General features: G+C 40.5%; 18 protein-coding genes. 6 read left to right on the forward strand and 12 right to left on the reverse strand.

The genetic code is table 11. The features are described from left to right. Nucleotides 1–5 precede the first annotated feature (5 nt). From QL998_RS02410 to QL998_RS02435, 6 genes are all read right to left on the reverse strand, one after another. Complete coding sequence (locus QL998_RS02410; protein WP_290192079.1) at nt 6–851, reverse strand: UDP-2,3-diacylglucosamine diphosphatase; 846 nt, start codon at nt 849–851, stop codon at nt 6–8. 591 nt (nt 852–1,442) lie between these two features. Next, entirely contained in the window at nt 1,443–3,167 is a 1,725-nt protein-coding gene (locus QL998_RS02415) for a proline--tRNA ligase (protein WP_290192080.1), read from the reverse strand. A gap of 89 nt (nt 3,168–3,256) precedes the next feature. Then, nucleotides 3,257–3,961 (reverse strand): tRNA (N6-threonylcarbamoyladenosine(37)-N6)-methyltransferase TrmO, encoded by a 705-nt coding sequence (tsaA, locus tag QL998_RS02420; protein WP_121953993.1) that lies wholly within the window; start codon nt 3,959–3,961, stop codon nt 3,257–3,259. Between the two features lie 205 nt (nt 3,962–4,166). Beyond that, complete coding sequence (locus tag QL998_RS02425) at nt 4,167–4,736, reverse strand: outer membrane beta-barrel protein (protein WP_024599554.1); 570 nt, start codon at nt 4,734–4,736, stop codon at nt 4,167–4,169. A 267-nt stretch (nt 4,737–5,003) separates the two neighbouring features. After that, nucleotides 5,004–5,468: an acyl-CoA thioesterase gene (locus tag QL998_RS02430; protein ID WP_007586808.1), complete on the reverse strand. Its 465-nt coding sequence runs from the start codon at nt 5,466–5,468 to the stop codon at nt 5,004–5,006. A gap of 133 nt (nt 5,469–5,601) precedes the next feature. Continuing rightward, the gene (locus QL998_RS02435; RefSeq protein ID WP_290192081.1) at nt 5,602–7,248 is read right to left on the reverse strand and encodes an electron transfer flavoprotein-ubiquinone oxidoreductase; all 1,647 of its coding nucleotides are present in this window, start codon (nt 7,246–7,248) and stop codon (nt 5,602–5,604) included. 221 nt (nt 7,249–7,469) lie between these two features. On the opposite strand from QL998_RS02435, the gene QL998_RS02440 reads away from it, so the two are divergent. Both QL998_RS02440 and QL998_RS02445 read left to right on the forward strand, forming a co-directional pair. Further along, nucleotides 7,470–8,219, forward strand: a complete 750-nt coding sequence (locus QL998_RS02440; protein ID WP_170070850.1) for an electron transfer flavoprotein subunit beta/FixA family protein — start codon at nt 7,470–7,472, stop codon at nt 8,217–8,219. After that, complete coding sequence (locus QL998_RS02445; RefSeq protein ID WP_290192082.1) at nt 8,220–9,146, forward strand: FAD-binding protein; 927 nt, start codon at nt 8,220–8,222, stop codon at nt 9,144–9,146. A 140-nt stretch (nt 9,147–9,286) separates the two neighbouring features. Here QL998_RS02445 and asnS read toward each other — a convergent pair whose 3' ends face one another. Next, nucleotides 9,287–10,684: an asparagine--tRNA ligase gene (gene asnS, locus QL998_RS02450; RefSeq protein WP_007586801.1), complete on the reverse strand. Its 1,398-nt coding sequence runs from the start codon at nt 10,682–10,684 to the stop codon at nt 9,287–9,289. 297 nt (nt 10,685–10,981) lie between these two features. Here asnS and QL998_RS02455 point away from each other — a divergent pair, with 297 nt between their 5' ends. Further along, nucleotides 10,982–11,416, forward strand: coding sequence for an ATP-binding protein (locus QL998_RS02455; protein WP_024599550.1), 435 nt, complete (start codon nt 10,982–10,984; stop codon nt 11,414–11,416). Nucleotides 11,417–11,506: 90 nt separating this feature from the next. Here QL998_RS02455 and QL998_RS02460 read toward each other — a convergent pair whose 3' ends face one another. The 5 genes from QL998_RS02460 to bioA form a co-directional block, all read right to left on the reverse strand. Then, on the reverse strand, nt 11,507–12,523 hold the full coding sequence (locus QL998_RS02460; RefSeq protein WP_290192083.1) for an ABC transporter ATP-binding protein: 1,017 nt from the start codon (nt 12,521–12,523) through the stop codon (nt 11,507–11,509). A 14-nt stretch (nt 12,524–12,537) separates the two neighbouring features. Then, complete coding sequence (locus tag QL998_RS02465; protein WP_182196391.1) at nt 12,538–14,037, reverse strand: iron ABC transporter permease; 1,500 nt, start codon at nt 14,035–14,037, stop codon at nt 12,538–12,540. Continuing rightward, nucleotides 14,037–15,077: an extracellular solute-binding protein gene (locus QL998_RS02470; RefSeq protein WP_290192084.1), complete on the reverse strand. Its 1,041-nt coding sequence runs from the start codon at nt 15,075–15,077 to the stop codon at nt 14,037–14,039. Before QL998_RS02470 ends, QL998_RS02465 begins: the two co-directional genes overlap by 1 nt. Next, complete coding sequence (locus QL998_RS02475) at nt 15,078–15,890, reverse strand: hypothetical protein (protein WP_024589225.1); 813 nt, start codon at nt 15,888–15,890, stop codon at nt 15,078–15,080. Between the two features lie 171 nt (nt 15,891–16,061). Continuing rightward, nucleotides 16,062–17,363 (reverse strand): adenosylmethionine--8-amino-7-oxononanoate transaminase, encoded by a 1,302-nt coding sequence (bioA, locus tag QL998_RS02480; protein ID WP_290192085.1) that lies wholly within the window; start codon nt 17,361–17,363, stop codon nt 16,062–16,064. Between the two features lie 94 nt (nt 17,364–17,457). Between bioA and bioB the strand changes: the two genes are divergently transcribed. From bioB to QL998_RS02495, 3 genes are read left to right on the forward strand one after another with little or no spacing between them, the layout of a single operon-like run. Further along, complete coding sequence (gene bioB, locus QL998_RS02485; RefSeq protein WP_290192086.1) at nt 17,458–18,498, forward strand: biotin synthase BioB; 1,041 nt, start codon at nt 17,458–17,460, stop codon at nt 18,496–18,498. 10 nt (nt 18,499–18,508) lie between these two features. Beyond that, nucleotides 18,509–19,660, forward strand: a complete 1,152-nt coding sequence (locus QL998_RS02490; protein WP_290192087.1) for an 8-amino-7-oxononanoate synthase — start codon at nt 18,509–18,511, stop codon at nt 19,658–19,660. After that, the gene (locus QL998_RS02495; protein ID WP_290192088.1) at nt 19,657–20,535 is read left to right on the forward strand and encodes a methyltransferase domain-containing protein; all 879 of its coding nucleotides are present in this window, start codon (nt 19,657–19,659) and stop codon (nt 20,533–20,535) included. The genes QL998_RS02490 and QL998_RS02495 overlap by 4 nt, the downstream gene beginning before the upstream one ends. Nucleotides 20,536–20,604: the final 69 nt, after the last annotated feature.

A 20,604-nucleotide genomic window follows, 5' to 3' on the forward strand; every position in this document is an offset into this window, starting at 1 on the left:
AGCTGCTAAGCAGCTGATTTTTTTGGTTTGGTATTTGTTGACGTATTTAAAGGCGTGTTAAGAATAGCTATGTCTGCGCTATCGAGTATAAACTGAGTATCTGACCAATGTAGTAATTCTATCTTTCCATCTTGCTGCTCTACCAGCGCTGTACAGCTCTCAATCCAATCTCCATCGTTACAATACATAATTCCGTCACCTACTTTTATTTTGGGATGATGAATGTGTCCACAAATAATACCGTCTACGTTTTGCTTTTTAGCTTCATGAATTGCGGCATCTTCGAAGGCTTTAATTGCTTCACGTGCTTTGTGTACGCGAGCTTTTATCCATGATGCAAGCGAGTAGTAATTACCACCAAATAGCTTTCGAATACGATTGGTCCAGCGGTTTAAAAATAATAAAAAGTCGTATCCTGCATCGCCCGCGATACTAATAAGTTTGTTATAGCGTGTCGCGGAATCAAAATCATCACCGTGTACGAGTAAAAAACGTTTATTAGCTTTAGTGGTGTGAATAAACTGCTGGTGGATTTCAATACCAAATAACGTTTGATTTATATAGTTCCTAAACGTTTCGTCATGATTACCGGGTATATAAATGACGCGTGTACCGTTAACTGCTTTTTGTTGTATACAGCTCAATACTTGATAATGCGAAGGGTGCCAATAAAACTGTCTTTTCATCGACCACAAATCAATAATATCACCCACTAAATAAAGTGTGTCGGATTCTACCGAGTTTAAAAAATCGAGCAAATAATCGGCTTTACAGTCTTTGTAACCTAAATGAACATCTGATATCCAAATAGTAGGGTAGTGTTGTTTCTTACGCTGTTGATTGTTTGTCATGCCCGTTATCCATAGTGTAATAATTAACACTGTAGATAAACCCAATGACACTTATGAGACACTTTAGCGAAGCCTCTATGACAATTTATACAAAGTCATGCAATTAAAATATTTATATAGAGCTAGGGCGTGTTGACCTTTCGTGATTGATTTTACAGCAGACTGTTTGTTTTTAGGCAAGGAAGATCATATGTAGCGTGGTTATTCCCCATAAATAGGTGATAACGCAGTATAAATGCCAAACATGCGCTGCCCTTTGAGTTCTTATAGGGACTATTAGCTCTTTGTTGCCTACATAGATGTCGGTAAGGGGCGTAAGCAGGACGCGGAAGCTTTGCTCGGCTTTTACTTATTCTTACATGGATGTAAGTCAGTAGAATAACGCAGGAGCAGTTATCGAGTCTACTAGGTTACAAACTTCGCGCTGCGATTAAATCGTCCCTAGATTGAGCGAATTTCGATCCACGAGATCAATGCGCCTTAGGAAAGGTGAGTTGATGATCAGCTACCATTACGCATTGCTATTAATTGCGCATAAAAAAGGCCGCATTTTAAATGCGGCCTTATAGTCTGTTCTAAGCGTGGGTGTTATTAACCTTTAACGGCTGCTTTAATTGCATCAATTGCTGTATCGATATCAATCATTAGCTTTTCACCTGTACGGCGGTTTTTAAGCTCAACTTTATTCTCGTCAAGGTTACGCTCACCAATTACTAGCGTAAATGGCACACCAATTAGCTCCATGTCATTAAACATAACGCCAGGGCGCTCTTTACGATCATCAAATAACACATCAAGACCTGCATCTTTTAAACCTTGGTAAAGGTTATTTGCTATATCAGGAATACGATGCGATTTGTGCATGTTCATTGGAACAATTGCTAAATCGAATGGCGCGATTGATTTTGGCCAAATGATCCCGTATTGATCGTTGTTCTGCTCAATAGCAGCGGCAACAATACGTGAAACACCAATACCGTAACAACCCATAGTCATGGTTTGGTTTTTACCACCTTCGTTTAACACGCCGGCTTTCATGGCTTCTGAGTATTTAGTGCCAAGTTGGAAAATATGCCCAACTTCAATACCGCGTTTAATTTGCAAAGTACCTTCACCACATGGGCTCATATCACCTTCAACAATATTACGAATATCAGCAACGTCGTAATCAGTTACGTCACGATCCCAGTTAATACCGCTGTAATGCTCGTCGTCTTTATTTGAACCGGCAACAAAATCAGCAAGTATGTTAGCTGTTCTATCAACAATAATAGGCATTGATAAGCCAACAGGGCCTAATGAGCCAGGCTTTGCGCCAATAGCAGCAACAATATCCGCCTCTGTTGCCATTTCAAGCGGAGAGTCTACTAATGGGTGTTTTTCAGCTTTTAGTTCATTTAATTCGTGATCGCCACGAAGTACTAAGGCAACTAAACCACGTACTTCATTTTCATCAGGCGTACCATAAACAATTAACGTTTTAACACCGCGATGTGGCTTAACACCGTAGTGTTTTTTAAGCTCGTTAATAGTTTTAGCGTCAGGTGTTGGAAACGCTTTAAGCTCTTTTGATGCTTCAGGGCGAGCTTCAATAGGTGCCAGTGCTTCTGCTTTTTCAATGTTAGCGGCGTAATCACTGCCATCACTAAATGCAATTGCATCTTCGCCCGATTCAGCAAGTACATGAAATTCATGCGATACGCTACCACCAATAGAGCCTGTATCGGCTATAACAGGGCGGTAATCAAGGCCTAAACGCTCAAAAATGTTACAGTATGCTTTGTGCATTGCTTGATAAGTTGCATCTAAACACTCTTCACTTAAGTGAAAAGAGTAGGCATCTTTCATTGTAAATTCACGAGCACGCATTACCCCAAAGCGAGGACGACGTTCGTCGCGTACTTTAGTTTGTACTTGGTATAAAGTAACCGGTAGTTGTTTGTAGCTGCTTATTTCTTTACGAACAAAATCTGTAATAACTTCTTCGTGTGTTGGGCCAAGTGCAAACGTACGGTTATGACGGTCTGTAAAGCGCATAAGCTCAGGACCAAATTCATTCCAACGACCAGACTCTTCCCACAAATCAGCAGGTTGAATAACAGGCATTAGCATTTCAATGGCGCCAGCTTTGTCCATTTCTTCACGTACAATGTTTTCTACTTTACGTAGCACGCGTAAACCAGAGGGTAACCAAGTGTATAAACCCGAAGCGACGCGACGGATCATACCGGCTCTAAGCATTAACTGATGCGATACAATTTCAGCATCTGATGGCGTTTCTTTAAGTGTTGCGAGTATATATTGGCTTGTACGCATGTTTTTTCCGAAATAGAGTAATTATATTCTTTTAATAGAGCTTAAGTTTACCAGCGGATGCTTTTACACTAAAGCGCTAAGTGAGTTATTTAGTTTTTTTCTATGCTTGTTACTAAGTTATGTGCATCATTAACCTGCCAGCGAATATTAAAGTCATAGAGAGTCATCCCGTAGCTTTGCATTTCTTCTTTTTGTTTTTTATAAGCAGGGCGAGGATCTTGTTTTAAAACATTGGCTATAAAATCATGTAAGTCTGGGTATTGTGATTGGGCATTAACGAACTCAATTGCCTGAGGGCTAAATTCAACCGTCATTTGTGTTTCAGGGCGCGTGTCAGCAAAGCCAGCGCTTGCATCGGGCATTGAGTCTGAATAAGGCAAATACGGTTTTATATCAATGATTGGTGTGCCATCAAGTAAATCAATCCCAGCAAGTAATAAGCTAAGCTGTCCGTTTTTATATTCAATGCCTTCAAGTTTTACTGCGCTCATTCCAATCGCGTTGGGTCTAAATGTAGCGCGGGTAGCGAATACGCCTTTTCGCTCATTACCACCTAATCGTGGAGGGCGTACCATAGCAGAGTAACCTTTATCAGCTGTTTCGTGAAAACGAAATAGCAACCAAATATGAGTAAATTCATCGAGCCCGCGTACAAATTCTTCGCGATTAAAATCAGGTGCAAAAATAAGCTTTGCTTTAGCTTGGGGCACTAAACGCGGTTGCCTAGGTATAGCAAACTTTTGTTTATAAGGAGATTCAATGTGGCCAATAGCCGAAATGGTGTAATCGCTCATAGTACTCGGGTACAAATAAAATAGAGCGCTATTCTACCCGCATTTAGTCTTTATCGCATTAAGGTAAGAAAGTTTATTACTTATAAACCGCTCGGTTTAAATCTTTAATTAGACTGAATGGTTTATATGAGTGTATTAATTAAAAAGAGCCTGAAACAAAAAAGGTAAGCCCTTAGGCTTACCTTTTATACATGTTAAATATTAATTAAAACATGTACTGAACTGATACAGATGCTACATCCATATCTGGATCAATATCGTCATCAAGTTTGTAGCGTTCGTACTCTAAACGAAATTGTACATTTGTTGTAAGTGCGTATTCAATACCCGCACCATAAAACGCATCACCACCATCTGTAGAAGCTGTTACACCGCCTACTGGTAAATCTTGTGTGTAATCAGCATCCCATTCAAGCCAACCGCCTTTTGCATACACAGAAAAGCTCTCAGTGATAGGATAGCCCAAACGTGCGGCAAGCGATACGCCATCAATTTCAGCTTTGCTGTCGATATCACTCACTTCATCAAAGTTTTGATATGCAAGCTCTAAGCTTAAGTATTCATTAAATTGTGCACCAACGTAACCTTTAAGCATTTGTGCATCGTCGTCAAAATCAGTGTCGTTATCGCTATCTTCAAATTCAAAAGAATATTGACCGTAACCAATACCTGTGTAGATACGTGGAGAATCGAAATCAGAAATGTCAGCGTGTGCTGCAGAGTTAAAACCCATTGTTGCTAAAGCAAGTGCAGAAAGAGAAAGTGTTTTAATCATTGAATAGCTCCTTTAAAATAATTTAAATGTTTGATTAAACTTATCAAACGACAATTATCTAGTTGCAGCGAACATGCCAATTTTAAAAATGATATTAAAACGCCATAATAGCTACTTTTGTATTAGTTATTATGGCGTTTAGATTGTTTTATAAACAAAATGAACTTTTTGATGATTTTGTTTTCAAATATAAGTTGTATGTTTTACAAAACATTATGAGTTTTTTACATGCCTATAGGATACATTCTTAAATGATTATTTTGGTATCTAAACTGTATGAAGCAAGTTTTCTGTTTCTATCGCAATTTCTTTCATTTTTATAGCGTAGTTTTCTAATTTAATATCTTCTTCGGTTACGGCTTTAAACGAAGGAACTTCTATTGGATAGCCAGTTTCGTCCATAGCAATAAAACTAATAACACAGTGGTTTGTTTCTACCATGTTCTGTGTTTTTGGGTCGCCACATCTAACTTGAATAAATATTTGCATGCTACTTCTACCCGTATGGGCAATTTTAGCTTCTACTTCTACAATTTGGCCTACTAGAATAGGGCGTCTAAATTTAACACCTGCAACCGAAACCGTTACACAGTAATGACCACTCCAACCAGCAGCACAGGCATAGCCTGCTTGGTCAATCCATTTCATGACGGCCCCACCATGAACTTTACCTCCGAAATTTACATCGGTAGGCTCTGCTAAAAAACGAAAAACAACTTTTGACGACGGCATAGATAATACTCATATTTATTAAAACTACTATTAGCATAACGTAAAAAAGGGGCCGAAGCCCCTGCAATTTAGGATATGTTTATAATTTATATGTAAAAATAGTACTTAAATACGTATCTAGCGCATAATTTAGTTACATATTCGGGTAGTTTGGTCCACCAGCGCCTTCAGGTGTTACCCATGTAATGTTTTGACTAGGGTCTTTAATATCACAGGTTTTACAATGCACACAGTTTTGAGCGTTTATAACAAACTCTTTACTGCCTTCTACTTCTTGCACTTCGTAAACGCCTGCTGGGCAATAACGCTGTGCAGGCTCATCAAATTTCAATAGATTTACGTTAATAGGGATTGACGGATCTTTGAGCTTTAAATGACAAGGCTGTGATTCTTCGTGATTCGTATTTGATAAAAACACACTTGAAAGTTTATCAAAGCTCAATTTCCCATCTGGTTTTGGATACGCTATTTTGTCAGCGGCGTTAGCATCTACAAGGGTAGAGTGATCGGGCGTATTATCTTTAAACGTAAACGGTAAAGCGCCATTAAAGATGTTTTGATCAAGCGTGTTATACGCACCCCCTACAAACTTACCTAATTTGTGCATAGCAGGGCCAAAGTTACGAGATTGATATAACTCTTTATATGCCCACGATTGCTCAAACGCAGTTTGATAATTAGCTAAATCGGTATTTGCCAACTCATTTTGCAATGCTTCAAAAATAACCTCAGCGGCAATCATTCCTGATTTCATTGCGGTGTGATTACCTTTAATTTTTGCAAAATTAAGTGTGCCTGCATCGCACCCTATAATTAAGCCACCAGCAAAATGCATTTTTGGTAATGAATGTAAACCGCCCTTAGCAATAGCACGCGCACCGTAAGCAATGCGTTCTGCGCCTTCAAGTACGTTTTTAAATACTGGATGGTGCTTCATTCGCTGAAACTCATCGAACGGGCTTAAATGTGGGTTTGAGTAATTTAAGTCAACAATTAAACCAACAACAACTTGATTGTTTTCAGTGTGATACATAAATGCACCACCATTAGTATCGCCGCTAAGTGGCCAACCAGTACCATGAACAACTTTGCCAAGCTCATGCTTACTTTCATCAATTTGCCAAATTTCTTTAAAGCCTAAACCGTAATGTTGTGGCGATGAATCTGCATCAAGTGCAAACTCATTAATTAGCTGCTTACCTAAATGACCTCGGCAGCCTTCTGCAAATATAGTGTATTTTGCACGAAGCTCCATGCCTGGCATGTAACCGTCTTTTTCATTACCGTCTTTGTCGACTCCCATATCGCCAGTAATAATGCCTTTTACTGCTTTATCTTCAATTATTAAAGAGTGAGCACTAAATCCTGGGAATATCTCTACGCCTAAGTTTTCAGCTTGCTCTGCAAGCCATCGACATACATTACCCATAGACACAATGTAGTTACCATCATTATGGAATGTTTTAGGCGTAGCAAAGTGGGGGATTGGTGTCGCTTTTTGCTCGTTATTAAACCAATAAATTTCATCATTAGTTACTTTGGTTGTAACCGGTGCGCCAAGCTCATGCCAATTAGGTAGTAGTTCATCCAAAGCTCTGGTTTCAAAAACAGCACCAGAGAGTACATGTGCACCTACTTCAGAACCTTTTTCGACTACGCAAATCATGCACTCTTGTTGTTTTTCTTGTGCTAATTGCGCGAGTTTAATTGCACTTGAAAGCCCAGCAGGGCCTGCACCAACAATTACTACATCAAATTCCATGGTTTCACGTTCGACCATAATAACCTCTTTATCTATGACGGACTTATTTGAATGTTTACTACGCATTTAAATAAGGTGTACAGCCTATTTATAACCTTGCAAATTAAACGTTACAGACTGTGAATAGTTAAAGGTTATTTTAGGTTGACGTTTACGTCAACAGGAAGTAGTCTAATTTCATAAAATAAATAGGTTGACGTGCACGTTACCTTGTAGGTTTAAATAATTATGGAGTTCCTATGAAAGTTCTCGTACCAATAAAAAGAGTGATTGATTACAACGTAAAAGCACGCGTTAAAAGTGATAACAGCGACGTTGATTTAACCAACGTTAAAATGGCAATGAACCCGTTTTGTGAGATTGCTATAGAAGAAGCAATTCGCCTTAAAGAAGCCGGTACCGCCAGCGAAGTTGTTGCTGTTACTATTGGTCCAAAAGCATCACAAGAACAATTACGCACAGCACTAGCACTGGGTGCCGACAAAGCCATTCACATCGAAACCGATGAAAAGCTCGAGTCACTCCATATTGCAAAGCTACTCGCTAAAATTGTAGAGCAAGAATCTCCTGAACTTGTAATTTTAGGTAAACAGTCAATCGATTCAGATAATAACCAGACAGGTCAAATGCTAGCGGCTTTAACTAAACGTGGCCAAGGTACATTTGCATCCAAGGTTGTTATTGAAAATGGCAAAGTAAACGTGACCCGCGAAGTTGATGGGGGCCTGCAAACGGTAGCACTTAACTTACCGGCTGTTGTTACAACCGATTTACGCTTAAACGAGCCTCGTTACGCATCACTGCCAAATATTATGAAAGCCAAACGTAAGCCGCTTGAAGTAATAGCAGCTGATTCGCTTGGTGTTGATTTAACACCGCGAATGCAATTAATAAGCGTAGAAGAGCCAGCTAAACGTACCGCAGGAATTATTGTTGAAGACGTTGCACAGCTTGTAGAAAAATTAAAAACAGAGGCAAAGGTGATTTAAATGAAAACACTCGTAATTGCAGAGCACGACAACGGTGCCTTAAAACCAGAAACCTCAAAAACTATTAACGCTGCAGTAAAAATGGGTTTTCCTGTTGATGTACTTATTGCAGGTAACAACTTAAGCGCAATGAGCTCACACGTTGCTAGCATTAATGGCGTAGATAATGTTTTAGTTGCCGATAATAGCGTTTATGAACACCAGTTAGCTGAGAGCATGAGCGATTTAGTTTTATCGCTTAGCGATGACTACAGCCACATTGTTGCAAGTGCAACGACAACAGGCAAAAACTTTATGCCACGTGTTGCCGCGCTTTTAGATGTTGCGCAAATTTCTGAAATTATCGCAGTAGTAGACGCAGATACATTTAAACGACCTATTTATGCAGGTAATGCAATCGCCACGGTTAAATCACTCGACAGTAAAAAAGTAATTACCGTACGTGCCAGTAGCTTTGATTTACAAGGTGAGCAATCAGCTGTTGCTATAACAAATGTAGATACAGTATCAGATTCGCAATTAAGCAGCTTTGTAAGTGTTGAGCAAACAGAATCAGAACGCCCTGAGCTTACAGCTGCTAGTGTGGTCATATCGGGTGGTCGCGGTATGCAAAACGGCGAAAACTTTGCATTACTTAATGGTATTGCCGATAAACTAGGTGCAGCAATTGGCGCATCGCGTGCAGCAGTTGATGCAGGCTTTGTACCTAACGACATGCAAGTAGGGCAAACAGGTAAAATTGTAGCGCCTAACTTATATATTGCAGTAGGTATCAGCGGTGCTATTCAGCATTTAGCGGGCATGAAAGACTCAAAAGTAATCGTCGCGATAAATAAAGATCCTGATGCGCCAATATTCCAAGTAGCAGATTACGGCCTAGTCGCTGATTTATTTGAAGTGCTACCTCAGCTTGAAGGCGCTTTATAACGCTTAATTAAGCAAAATTTATTCTGGTTGAAAGCCGTGGTGCTCTTAGAGTGCTGCGGCTTTTTTATACGGTAAATTAAAAACACAAAAAAACCAGCCAATTGGCTGGTTTTTAGTATTTATAAACGGCTAACTTAGTATTAGTAAGTTGCGCTGCCTTTAGTACGAGGGAAGGCAATAACGTCACGTACGTTGCCCATACCTGTTACATAAGCAACTAAGCGTTCAAAGCCTAAACCAAAGCCTGAATGCGGCACGCTACCGTATTTACGTAAATCGCGGTACCAGCTGTAATCTTCTTTGTTTAAGCCCATTTCTTCTAGGCGTGCATCAAGTACATCAAGGCGTTCTTCACGTTGTGAACCACCAATGATCTCACCAATACCTGGTGCTACTACGTCCATTGCAGCAACGGTTTTTCCGTCTTCGTTTTGGCGCATGTAAAATGCTTTAATATCGCGCGGGTAGTTTTTAATAACTACCGGTGCTTTAAAGTGTTCTTCAGCTAAGTAACGTTCGTGCTCAGACTGTAAATCAACACCCCATTCAACAGCGTACTCAAACTTTTTACCACACGTTTTAAGGATTTCTACAGCGTCTGTGTAATCAACTTGTGCGAAGTCTTTATCTACAAATTCTTCTAAGCGAGTAATTGCGGTTTTTTCTACACGTTGTGCAAAAAATTCCATGTCATCACGGCGCTCTTCAAGTACAGCTTTAAATACATACTTAAGCATGTTTTCAGCAAGTTTTGCGATGTCTTCTAAATCAGCAAACGCAACTTCAGGTTCTACCATCCAAAATTCTGCAAGGTGGCGAGATGTATTTGAATTTTCTGCACGGAATGTTGGGCCAAACGTGTAAATTTTTGACATTGCAGACGCGTAAGTTTCGCCGTTTAATTGGCCAGATACAGTAAGGAATGCTTCTTTACCGAAGAAATCTTCGCTGTAATCAACTTCGCCTTTATCTGTAAGCGGTAAGTTTTGCATATCAAGCGTTGATACACGGAACATTTCGCCAGCGCCTTCACAGTCACTTGCCGTAATGATTGGCGTGCTGATCCAGTAAAAGCCTTGCTCGTGGTAAAAACGGTGAATAGCTTGTGCTAAACAGTTACGTACACGTGTTACTGCGCCAATCATGTTTGTACGAGGGCGAAGGTGAGCATGCTCACGTAAGTACTCAATGCTGTGGCGCTTTGCCGACATTGGGTATGAATCTGGATTCTCTACCCAACCTAATACAGTCACAGTGTTAGCTTGAATTTCGTAAGATTGACCTTGGCCAGCAGATTGTACTAAAACACCAGTAACCGACACAGAACAACCGGCTGTTAAGCTAGTAACTTCATCATAATTATTCAGTGAATTAGGAACTACCGCTTGAATAGGATCAAAACACGAACCGTCATGAACGGCTAAAAATGAAATTCCTGCTTTTGAATCGCGGCGAGTACGGATCCAGCCCTTAATTGTTACTTGGCTGTCTACCGCAACATTGCCTTTTAATAGCTCTGAAATCGCTAAATGGCTCATCTTCACTCCAATGATATAAGTTGCCTAACTATTTTATTTTAACTGTGCGCAACACTCGGGCATAAATTGCACATAAACGGCGCTGCACTTGAACCCTGTATCTTACCTAGTAAAGTTGAATAAAAAAACTATTGTGGGCAACTCTTTAAAAGTTTTTATGCATGCGGTTTATTTTTAAACAGTTTTTAGAGTTTAATTGCCACTATTATGATTTGTTGCTCTTAAATTTAATGATTTTGTGGCATTATTAACAAACAAATCAAATTAATATTTATTCACACTTAAAAAATCGATGCTATGAAACAAGTTTTTATTTTACGAGGACTACCAGGAAGCGGTAAGTCTTACTATGCGCAAAGCCTTGCTGACGAATTAGGTGGAGTTGACGAAAGCCAATACCTAATCTGCTCAACTGATGATTACTTTATTAATGAGCAGGGCGAATATCATTTCGATAAATTTAAATTGTCGCAATTTCATAATTTAAATTTAGCGCGCTTTATAAATGCACTTGCTCAAGGTATGCCATTGGTAATTGTAGATAACACCAATATTAAAAAGTGGGAATTTATAGCTTACTCTCAAGCTGCTGTTGCTCTAGGTTATCAAGTAAAAGAAGTAATAGTGGGTGAAGTGAAAGACAAATCAATGCAGCACTTATATGCTAAGCGTAACTCGCATAATGTCCCGCTTAAAACTATAAGCAAAATGGCCTACATGTTCGAGTGGTAGTGCTTCGAATTTAGTTAGTAACATACATAGTAATACCTATTAAAAAGCCCATATATATGGGCTTTTTGGTTTATGTAAGTAAAAAAGTAGTTAAGCTTTTTGTTTATAAACCGCTAGTGGGTGGGATGTACTTAGTGATACATGTACTTCATCGCCAGGGTTTACCACAACTTCATGGCTTACTCGACTAGTTACAACAGTAGAGCACGCAAGTTTTACAGCGCACAAGCGGCTGCCACCTTCAAAACGTACCCAAATTACTTCGCCGTTATTGCCAACACTGCTTTGAACAAGTAATACATCGTCTGGTCGAAGTAGTACATCAACGTCGCCACTTTCACAGTCAACGCCATGAGCGGGAGCATTACCAATTGAAGTAGTGGCTTGTCCTTGGCTAAATTGGCCGCTAATAAAGCTCGCCTCACCTAAAAAACGTGCCACAAAGCGATTGTTTGGGGTACTAAAGCAGCGCTCTGGCGTATCAATTTGTTGAATTTCACCGCCTTTTAAAACGCCAACACGATCGCCAACAGAAAGTGCCTCTTCTTGGTCATGTGTTACCCAAATAGCAGGTACGCCAGCGGCTTTAAGTGCGTTTCTAATATCCCAGCGAAGCATGTCTTTAAGGGCGGCATCTAAGTTTGAAAGCGGCTCATCAAGTAATACAAAGTCAGGTTGGTGGGCAAGGGTACGCGCAAGTGCAACGCGCTGCTTTTGTCCGCCAGAAAGCGTTGCAGGTTTTTTGTCTCTAAAATCGCTCAACCCAAGTAGGTTTATCCAATACTCAGCAGGGGCTGTATCTTTTAATCTAAAGCAAATGTTTTGCTGTACCGTTAAGTGCGGAAATAACGCAAAATCTTGAAACACCATACCTACACTGCGTTTTTCAGGAGGTAGTGTTAATTTGGGAGTAGCGCGCCATTTCCCCGTGTTTATTTCGCCCTCGCTAATTGGTATAAGACCAGCTAGGGCTTGTAAAATTGTACTTTTACCACAACCTGTTGGCCCTACAAGCATAAGGATTTCGTTTTCACCCAGCGAAAAGTTTAAATCGCTTACTACGCGGTTACTGCCATAATCTATAGACAACTGACTTACAGATAGCATTATTCTTTAAATCCTTAATGTTCAAACTGGTTGCGTTTTTCGCCAGACATCATAATAGCTAACCCGCAGGCAGATATCACTACTAATAATAACCCAGGAATAGCAGCGCGACCAAAATAGCCCGCTTCGTATACACGCCATAAATAGGTAGAGAGTGTTTCAAACCCTGTTGGGCCAAGGAGTAGCGTGGCTTCTAGTTCGCGCATTGACTCTAAAAACACCAGTGCTGCACCGGCAATAATACCGCGCATAGTTAAAGGCAATGTTATGCGAGTAAATACTTCACGTGGGCTTGCCCCTAATACGCGCGCAGACTTTACTAAGCTTGGATCTAAGTGTTCAGTGCTTGTTCTAACAGAGCCTACAGCAAGTGGTAAAAATCGAAGCATATAAGCAATAATAAGCAATCCCAGTGTTTGATATAAAAACGGTAACTGCAAACCACCGTAAACAAGTGCTGTGCCCATTACTATGCCCGGAATACCAAAACCAAAGTAAGTAACACGCTCCATTATACGACCCGCTTTTCCACTCAGTGCGGCATGTGCAACGGGGATCGCAACGATAACAGCTACAATTGCCGCAATACCCGATGCATACGTAGAGTTCCACGCAATATTAAAATCAAATGAGCTAAAACCATCACGAGCTAACCAAAGCGAAAATATAGCCAAAGGTAAGCCAATAGCTAGTAGCAAAACAGGTGCAAATGTAACAAACATTGCACTTAACTGTAATTTGTTTGGAAATAAAATTAACGGGCGACCATTGCGCTCAGGCGCTGTTTTTATTTGTGATTCAACTAAAAGTAAAAAACCGACAATAACCATCAGTTGAAGTGAAAGCATTGCAGCGCGCCCTAACGCAAAGGCGTTGTATTCAACGTAAATTACGCGGGTAAAGGTATCTAAGCGCATCATTGCGGGCGTGCCAAAGTCTGATAACGTATAAAGCGCGACTAACAAAGAGCCTGCTGCAATACCGTTAACTACGCGCGGTAATATTACTTTAAATATACTTTGCGTCATCGACATTCCAAGCGTACGCGCTGCGTTAACCATGCTCGCGTCAAGGCTTAGTAAGGATGAGCGAGTTGTCATCATTACAAATGGGAAGGTATAAAGCGTCATTACAATGGCAGCGCCGGTTAGGCCATACATTGATGGTGTTTCTATTCCTGTTAAGGTGTTTATTTCGCCACCGGGGCCAAAAGCAGCATAGAGGGTAAAGGCGCCAATATAACTGGGAATTGCCAGCGGCGCTGCAAATACAACCAGCCAGAGCTTTTTAAATGGTAAATGGACATACGCGCTAATAAACGCAAGTGGCACACCAATTAAAATAGATCCGAGTACCGTTAAACCCATTAAGGATAACGTGTTTCCTAAAATTTGAAGATTGTGGGTGTCAAACACTGAGCTTGCATCGCTTGCAAGCACTATTAATACATAAACAGGGGTAAGCGCAACAAGCGCTGCAAGCAGCGCCATTGGGTAAGAGGCCGGTATTTTCATTACAATACGCCGCTGCTTCGCATCAAATCTATAGTAGGGCGTAAATCAGCTAGCTGTGTTAAATCTACTTTAGGGGGGGAAATATTAGCAAGTGACGGTAAACCTTTAGGTTGAATAATACCATTTACTAACGGAATTTCGTACGCTTCACTGGCTAAGTAACCTTGTACTTCTTTACTCAGTAAGTAACGCATAAAGTTTGTTGCAAGCGGATCGTCGTTAAGCGCTAATACACCCGATGCATTAACTAAACAGCCTGCATCATTTTGTGTAAAAGCTAAATCTAGCTTGGCATCAGGTTTACCTGATTTTAAACGCAATGTGTAATAATGATTAGCAAAACCAATATCAACTTCACCGCGTTCAACGCCCATAACAACACCTAATTCACCAGCGTATGTTTTAGCACGTTTTTTAATCTTTTTAAGCCACTTAGCAGTTTTGTCGTCGCCTTCTAAAATTCGCATTGCGGTTACAAACGATTGAAAAGAAGCGTAGGCGGGCGCCCAGCCAATACTTAAATCGCTGTCGGCAATTTCCATAATACTTGTTGGAATTTGATCTTTGGTCAAACGCGACGTGTTATATGGCAATGTACGAATACGGCCAGTTACAGGTGCCCACTCTTTATATCTAAACTGTGGTTGTAACTGAGCAGATAAATCACCTGGGATAGGTTGTGCAAGGCCTGCATCGGTTACTAAACCAATTGCGCCTGAATCAACCGCCCAAAATAAATCAGCGCGGCGAACGCCGGCTTTAGCTTCTGCAACAATCGTATTTGCTAAAGCAGCAGTAGGACCTCGGCGTATACCGAGTTTAAAGTCTGGATTTTTTTTCTGGATTGCTTGCAATACGTTTTCATACAAACCACCTTCGCCTCGGCCTAAATAAAGGGTTAACTCGCCTTTAAGCTTTGGTAAATCATCAACAGAAACTGGGTTTGCTATATCAGCGGCTAGCGCACGAGAAAGAGGCAGAGGCAATGAGCCAACCACCCCTAACGCAGCTAGGCCTTGAATAAAGGTCCTACGCTTCACTTAAAATACATCCTTACGGGCTTTTTCGGCTTTTTCTATTAAAACCTTAGCGCGGTCTAATTTTGTTTGCATATCACTGATCACATCGCGTACTTCATCTACGCTTTTGCTGTTTTTAATTGCTAGTGGCAGTGTTACGTTAAAGTCTTTTTCCAGCACTTCAACTAGGTTAGCGTCTTGCTCAATAAGTGTACCTTCAACGCCTTCAAACAGGTGTAGATAAGTATCGTGAACAATTTCAGTTGCTTCGTCTTGTAAACGCTCAGCAAATTTAGCTACTACACGGTCTAATTTGTGCTTAATTTCATCAATTGTGGCACTTTGTGTCATTTCTTTTGTAGCGGTTGCTTTTACAGTGTCTAACAAGCCTTTTTGCTGGAATTTTGCAGCAAGCTTAACAGCCCCAAGGCCTTGCCACAAGGCTATGTTCATCGCTTTTTGTTGTTTACGAACTTCCTCAGCAGGCTGCTTATTATCAATGGCCATTTTTACGCCATAAAGACCCTGCCAAATTGAAGCGTATACCGGTACAAAGTTAGTTTCTATTGCGCTGTGAAACTTAACTGATTCCCAATATTCAATTAAATCATCAGTTTTTACAGATTTTGCGCCTTTAGTATCGTAGTCGCTTACCATGGTATCAACTTTGCCTACCATCCATTCTACTTCTTCTGCGTAACTTTTAAGGTTAGCTTGAAGATGATTAACATGCTCGCCAATAGGGCCGTTAGCTAATACTGGTTGAGCCATAAACGCCGAGGCTAGTAAAAGGCTTGCACCTAAAGTTTTGGCTGGTTTAAATAGTAATTTCATAGCAAAGAAGTCCAAAAAGGTAATTGTAAATGATAGACATTATCATATAGCTAATGGTTAACGAGATCAATAACTACAAACTCGCTTAATAGATAAAAACACTAAATGTAGCGGTAGGTTACAGCAAATAGCGCTATAACCTGTATTAGGATTAGTTATTGAGACCGACTATTAAGTGTAATGCTTGCCTTTAATGGCATTATAAATGGCATCACACAGTGTTTTTATACTGGTGTCGTCACTTATATACGGTGGCATAAGGTAAATTAGTTTACCGAATGGTCGTATCCATACACCTTGCTCTACAAAATAAGCCTGAATTTTAGCAACATCAACATTACCTGCAGTATCGTTTAGTTCAACAACGCCTATTGCACCTAAGGTACGCACATTGGCAACCGCATCTAGTTCACTGCATTTATTAAGTTGTTGTAGTTGGGTGTTTATTTGCTTTATTCGTTGTTGCCAGTTTTGTTCAAGTAATAAATCAATACTTGCGCAGGCCGCTGCACAGGCAAGCGGATTACCCATAAACGTAGGGCCGTGCATTAAAACACCGGCTTCACCTTCGCTTATGCCAATGGCTATTTTATCGCTAGTGATAGTGGCCGATAGCGTCATTGAACCGCCGGTTAATGCTTTACCAATACACATTATATCGGGCTCTATATTAGCGTGCTCTACAGCAAATAATTTACCTGTACGGCCAAAACCTGTGGCTATTTCGTCGCAAATTAGCAGTACATTATATTGGGTGCACAATTTACGTACGCAGGCTAAATAATCAGGGTGATAAAAGTTCATACCACCTGCGTTTTGTACAATAGGCTCAATGATAAAGGCGGCTACTTGGCTGTGGTTTGCTTTAAAGTATTCTTCAAGCTCTTGGGCTTCAGTTTGGTTAAACTCGAACCCAAATTGACTAACCGGTGCAGGCACAAAAACGTGCTCAGGTAAAAATCCTGAATATAAACTATGCATTGAGTTAACTGGATCGCATACGCTCATGGCTGCAAAGGTGTCGCCATGGTAGCCCTTGTAAGGCGTCATTAGTTTTTGTTTTGTTGTAATGCCTTGGCTTAACCAATATTGCAGCGCCATTTTTATTGCTACTTCAACACTTACCGAACCGCTGTCGGCTAAAAACACTTTAGTTAAACTAGGCGGCGTTATATTTACTATTTTTTTGCACAGCTCTACTGCGCTGTTATGCGTAATACCGCCAAACATAATGTGGCTCATATTATTAATTTGCTCAATCATGGCGTTATTTATAACAGGGTGGTTATAGCCATGTATTGCGCTCCACCACGAGGCCATGCCATCGATTAATTGCTCACCAGTTTCGAGGTAAATAATATTGTGATTAGCATGTGTAACGGGGTATACCGGAATTGGCTTGGTCATAGACGTATATGGATGCCAAATGTGGTCACGATCAAAATCAAGGTCAATCGTATTCTTTTTAATCATATGTAAACTTTAACTTGGTGGGCTTCGTTGACAATGGTACTTCAACTCGTAGACTAAGCCAATATCACCGTTATGAAAAAAATAAGAGAGTATTATGAAACTTGCACCTGTTCGTCACGATTGGACCCACGCTGAGGTTAAAGCATTATTTGAAATGCCATTTAACGATTTACTGTTTAAAGCCGCATCGGTTCACCGTGCTAACTTCAATCCAAATGAAGTGCAAATTTCTACGTTGTTATCAATTAAAACAGGCGCTTGCCCAGAAGACTGTAAGTACTGTCCGCAGTCGGGGCATTACCGAACTGATTTAGAACGCGAACGCTTAATAGAAGTAGAAAAAGTAGTAGAACAAGCACGCCTTGCAAAACAAAAAGGCGCTACCCGTTTTTGTATGGGGGCTGCATGGTCAGATCCAAAAGACAGAGACATGCCATACATTTCGCAAATGGTTAAAGAAGTAAAAGAGCTAGGGTTAGAAACCTGTATGACGCTGGGTAAACTCACAAACGAAAAAGCGCATGAACTTAGAGATGCAGGGCTTGATTACTATAATCATAACCTTGACACGTCACCTGAGTATTACGAGCAAATTATTTCAACCCGTACTTTTCAAGATAGATTAAATACCATTGACCACGTACGCGATGCCGGTATGAAAGTATGCTCGGGCGGAATAGTCGGTATGGGTGAGCAAGCAAGCGACCGTTTTGGACTACTTATGCAACTAGCTAATTTGCCACAACAGCCAGAAAGTGTGCCTATTAATATGCTCGTTAAAGTTAAAGGCACTCCGCTTGAAAACGTAGACGATTTAGATCACTTTGAATTTATACGTACCATAGCAACAGCGCGCATTATGATGCCACACAGTTATGTACGTTTATCGGCAGGGCGTAACGCCATGAACGAGCAAATGCAATCGATGTGCTTTTTTGCAGGCGCTAACTCAATATTTTATGGTGATAAACTCCTTACCACCGAAAACCCAGACGCTGATGCCGATATGAACCTAATTAAAAAATTAGGTATGAACCCAGAAAAACGTCACGACTATTCAGACGAAGCAGTTGAAGCCTCGCTTTCATCGCAAGTAGCCGACAAAGCAACCTCTGAATTGTTTTACGAAGCGTAGGCTTATATCAATGCCTTTTGATTTTATAAATACGCATCTGCAGGCTCGCCAGCAAGGTGCGTTACTTCGTAAACGCCACGTAGTACATCACGCTACAGCGCGCACCATAACGGTTAATAATAAAACCTACCTTAACTTTGCCAGTAACGACTACTTAGGCTTTGGTGATGTGGCTGTTAATCTTAATGACTCCCACGCATTAGGGAGTCACAGCTCAGCATTGGTTACGGGTTATCAGGCCCAGCAAAAAGCGCTTGAACAATACTTATGTGAGCAATTTGGTTATGGCGCAGCAATGCTATTTAACTCAGGGTTTAGCGCTAATAGCAGCGTAATTAAAGCGTTGTTTCAAGATAAAGCCGCTGCGCAAAACAGCGCTATTTTTCAAGATAAGTTAAATCATGCAAGCTTGATTGACGGTGCTATGCACTCAAACGCGGCATTAGTGCGTTTTAATCACAACGACATGAATCATTTACGTTCACGGCTCGAAAAATCAAAAGCGCAAAACAAGCTAATTATAAGCGAAGGCGTATTTTCGATGGATGGCGATACCGCGCCTCTTAAAGAATTACTCGTACTTGCAAAACAGCATAACGCATGGCTAATGATTGATGACGCACACGGTTTTGGTGCATTAGGTAAAACTGGTTTGGGCAGTTGCGAAGCGTTTATTACTCAAACGCTGCCAGATATATTAGTCATTACCTTTGGTAAAGCAGTGGCTAGTAGTGGCGCGTGTGTATTAGGCAGTAAACAGTTTATTGATTACATGCTGCAATTTAATCGCGATTACACGTATTCAACCGCTATGTCGCCGCTTATGGCAAGTCACACTCTTGCGCGTATTAAAAACATAAAAACAGCCAATGATAAACGCGATAAGCTAAATGCCAATATTGCATTATTTAAGCAACTCACTAAAACCCATAATATTGCAGTAATGGAATCAAATACAGCCATACAGCCCATTGTATTAGGTTGTGCTGAGCAAACGTTACAAGCGGCAGATAAACTTAAACAACAGGGTATTTGGCTCACTGCAATTAGATCGCCGACGGTTGCACATAACACCTCACGTTTACGCATTACTTTAACCGCCGCACATACCGAGCAAGACATAACGCACTTAGTTAAGCATTTAGTAGGTGCAATAGCATGACTGCTCAGCCAGTATTAAAAACAGATCTAGTACAAACACAACTTGTAAAACCGTGCCTAGTGAGTAGCGATTCAAATAAAGAATTAAATAAGGAGCCAAATCGAGAGCTAAACAAGGAGCTTAAAAAGTCTACACAAAGTAAGTTTTCAAAGGCGGCGGCGAGTTATAACACCCATGCAAATGTACAAAAACATGCTGCGAGCGATCTATTTAAACTTATAAAACCAGGCTTTAATAAAAATAAGCTTTGTGTTGATTTAGGCGCCGGGCCACTTGTTAATACACACACATTACAAAGCGTATTTGCAAGCGTTGTGGCAATGGATTTGAGCTTAAACATGTTGCAAAGTAGTGATTTAACCGCACCAAAAATATGCGCCGATATGGATAACTTACCGCTACAAGCAAACAGTGTTGATGTTATTTACAGTAATTTTGCAGTGCAGTGGTCTGCTAATTTTTCGGCTTTAATGCAATCGCTTTACAGCATATTAAAACCAGGCGGGCAGGCGTACATAAGCACTGTGGTAGAGGGCTCACTTAACGAAATAAAAACGGCCTTTGCCGCGCTTGATTCTAACAGCCACATAAATACCTTTAATAATGAGCAGCATATAAACCAATCAGTCCAAAATGCAGGGTTTACTATTAACAGCGCTAAAAAGCGTATTTACACCGATGAATACACAACACCTTTAAAAGCTATTGCTTCAATTAAGGCTATAGGTGCAACTACGCAAAATCATACTAATACGCGCCAAGGGCTACTTACTAAATCTGCGCTAAAAAAAGTATGCAGTGCGTATCCGCTTATAAATAACAAAGCATGTGTGTCTTATCATGTGGTGCTGTTATCATTAGAAAAAAGCCATTAGAAAAAAGCGATTAATTGCTTAAGTTAAAACTTAAACCAAACTTAAACCAAAGTTAGATTCAGATAATAA

The organism is Pseudoalteromonas sp. APC 3691, assembly GCF_030408135.1.
GTDB lineage: Bacteria > Pseudomonadota > Gammaproteobacteria > Enterobacterales > Alteromonadaceae > Pseudoalteromonas.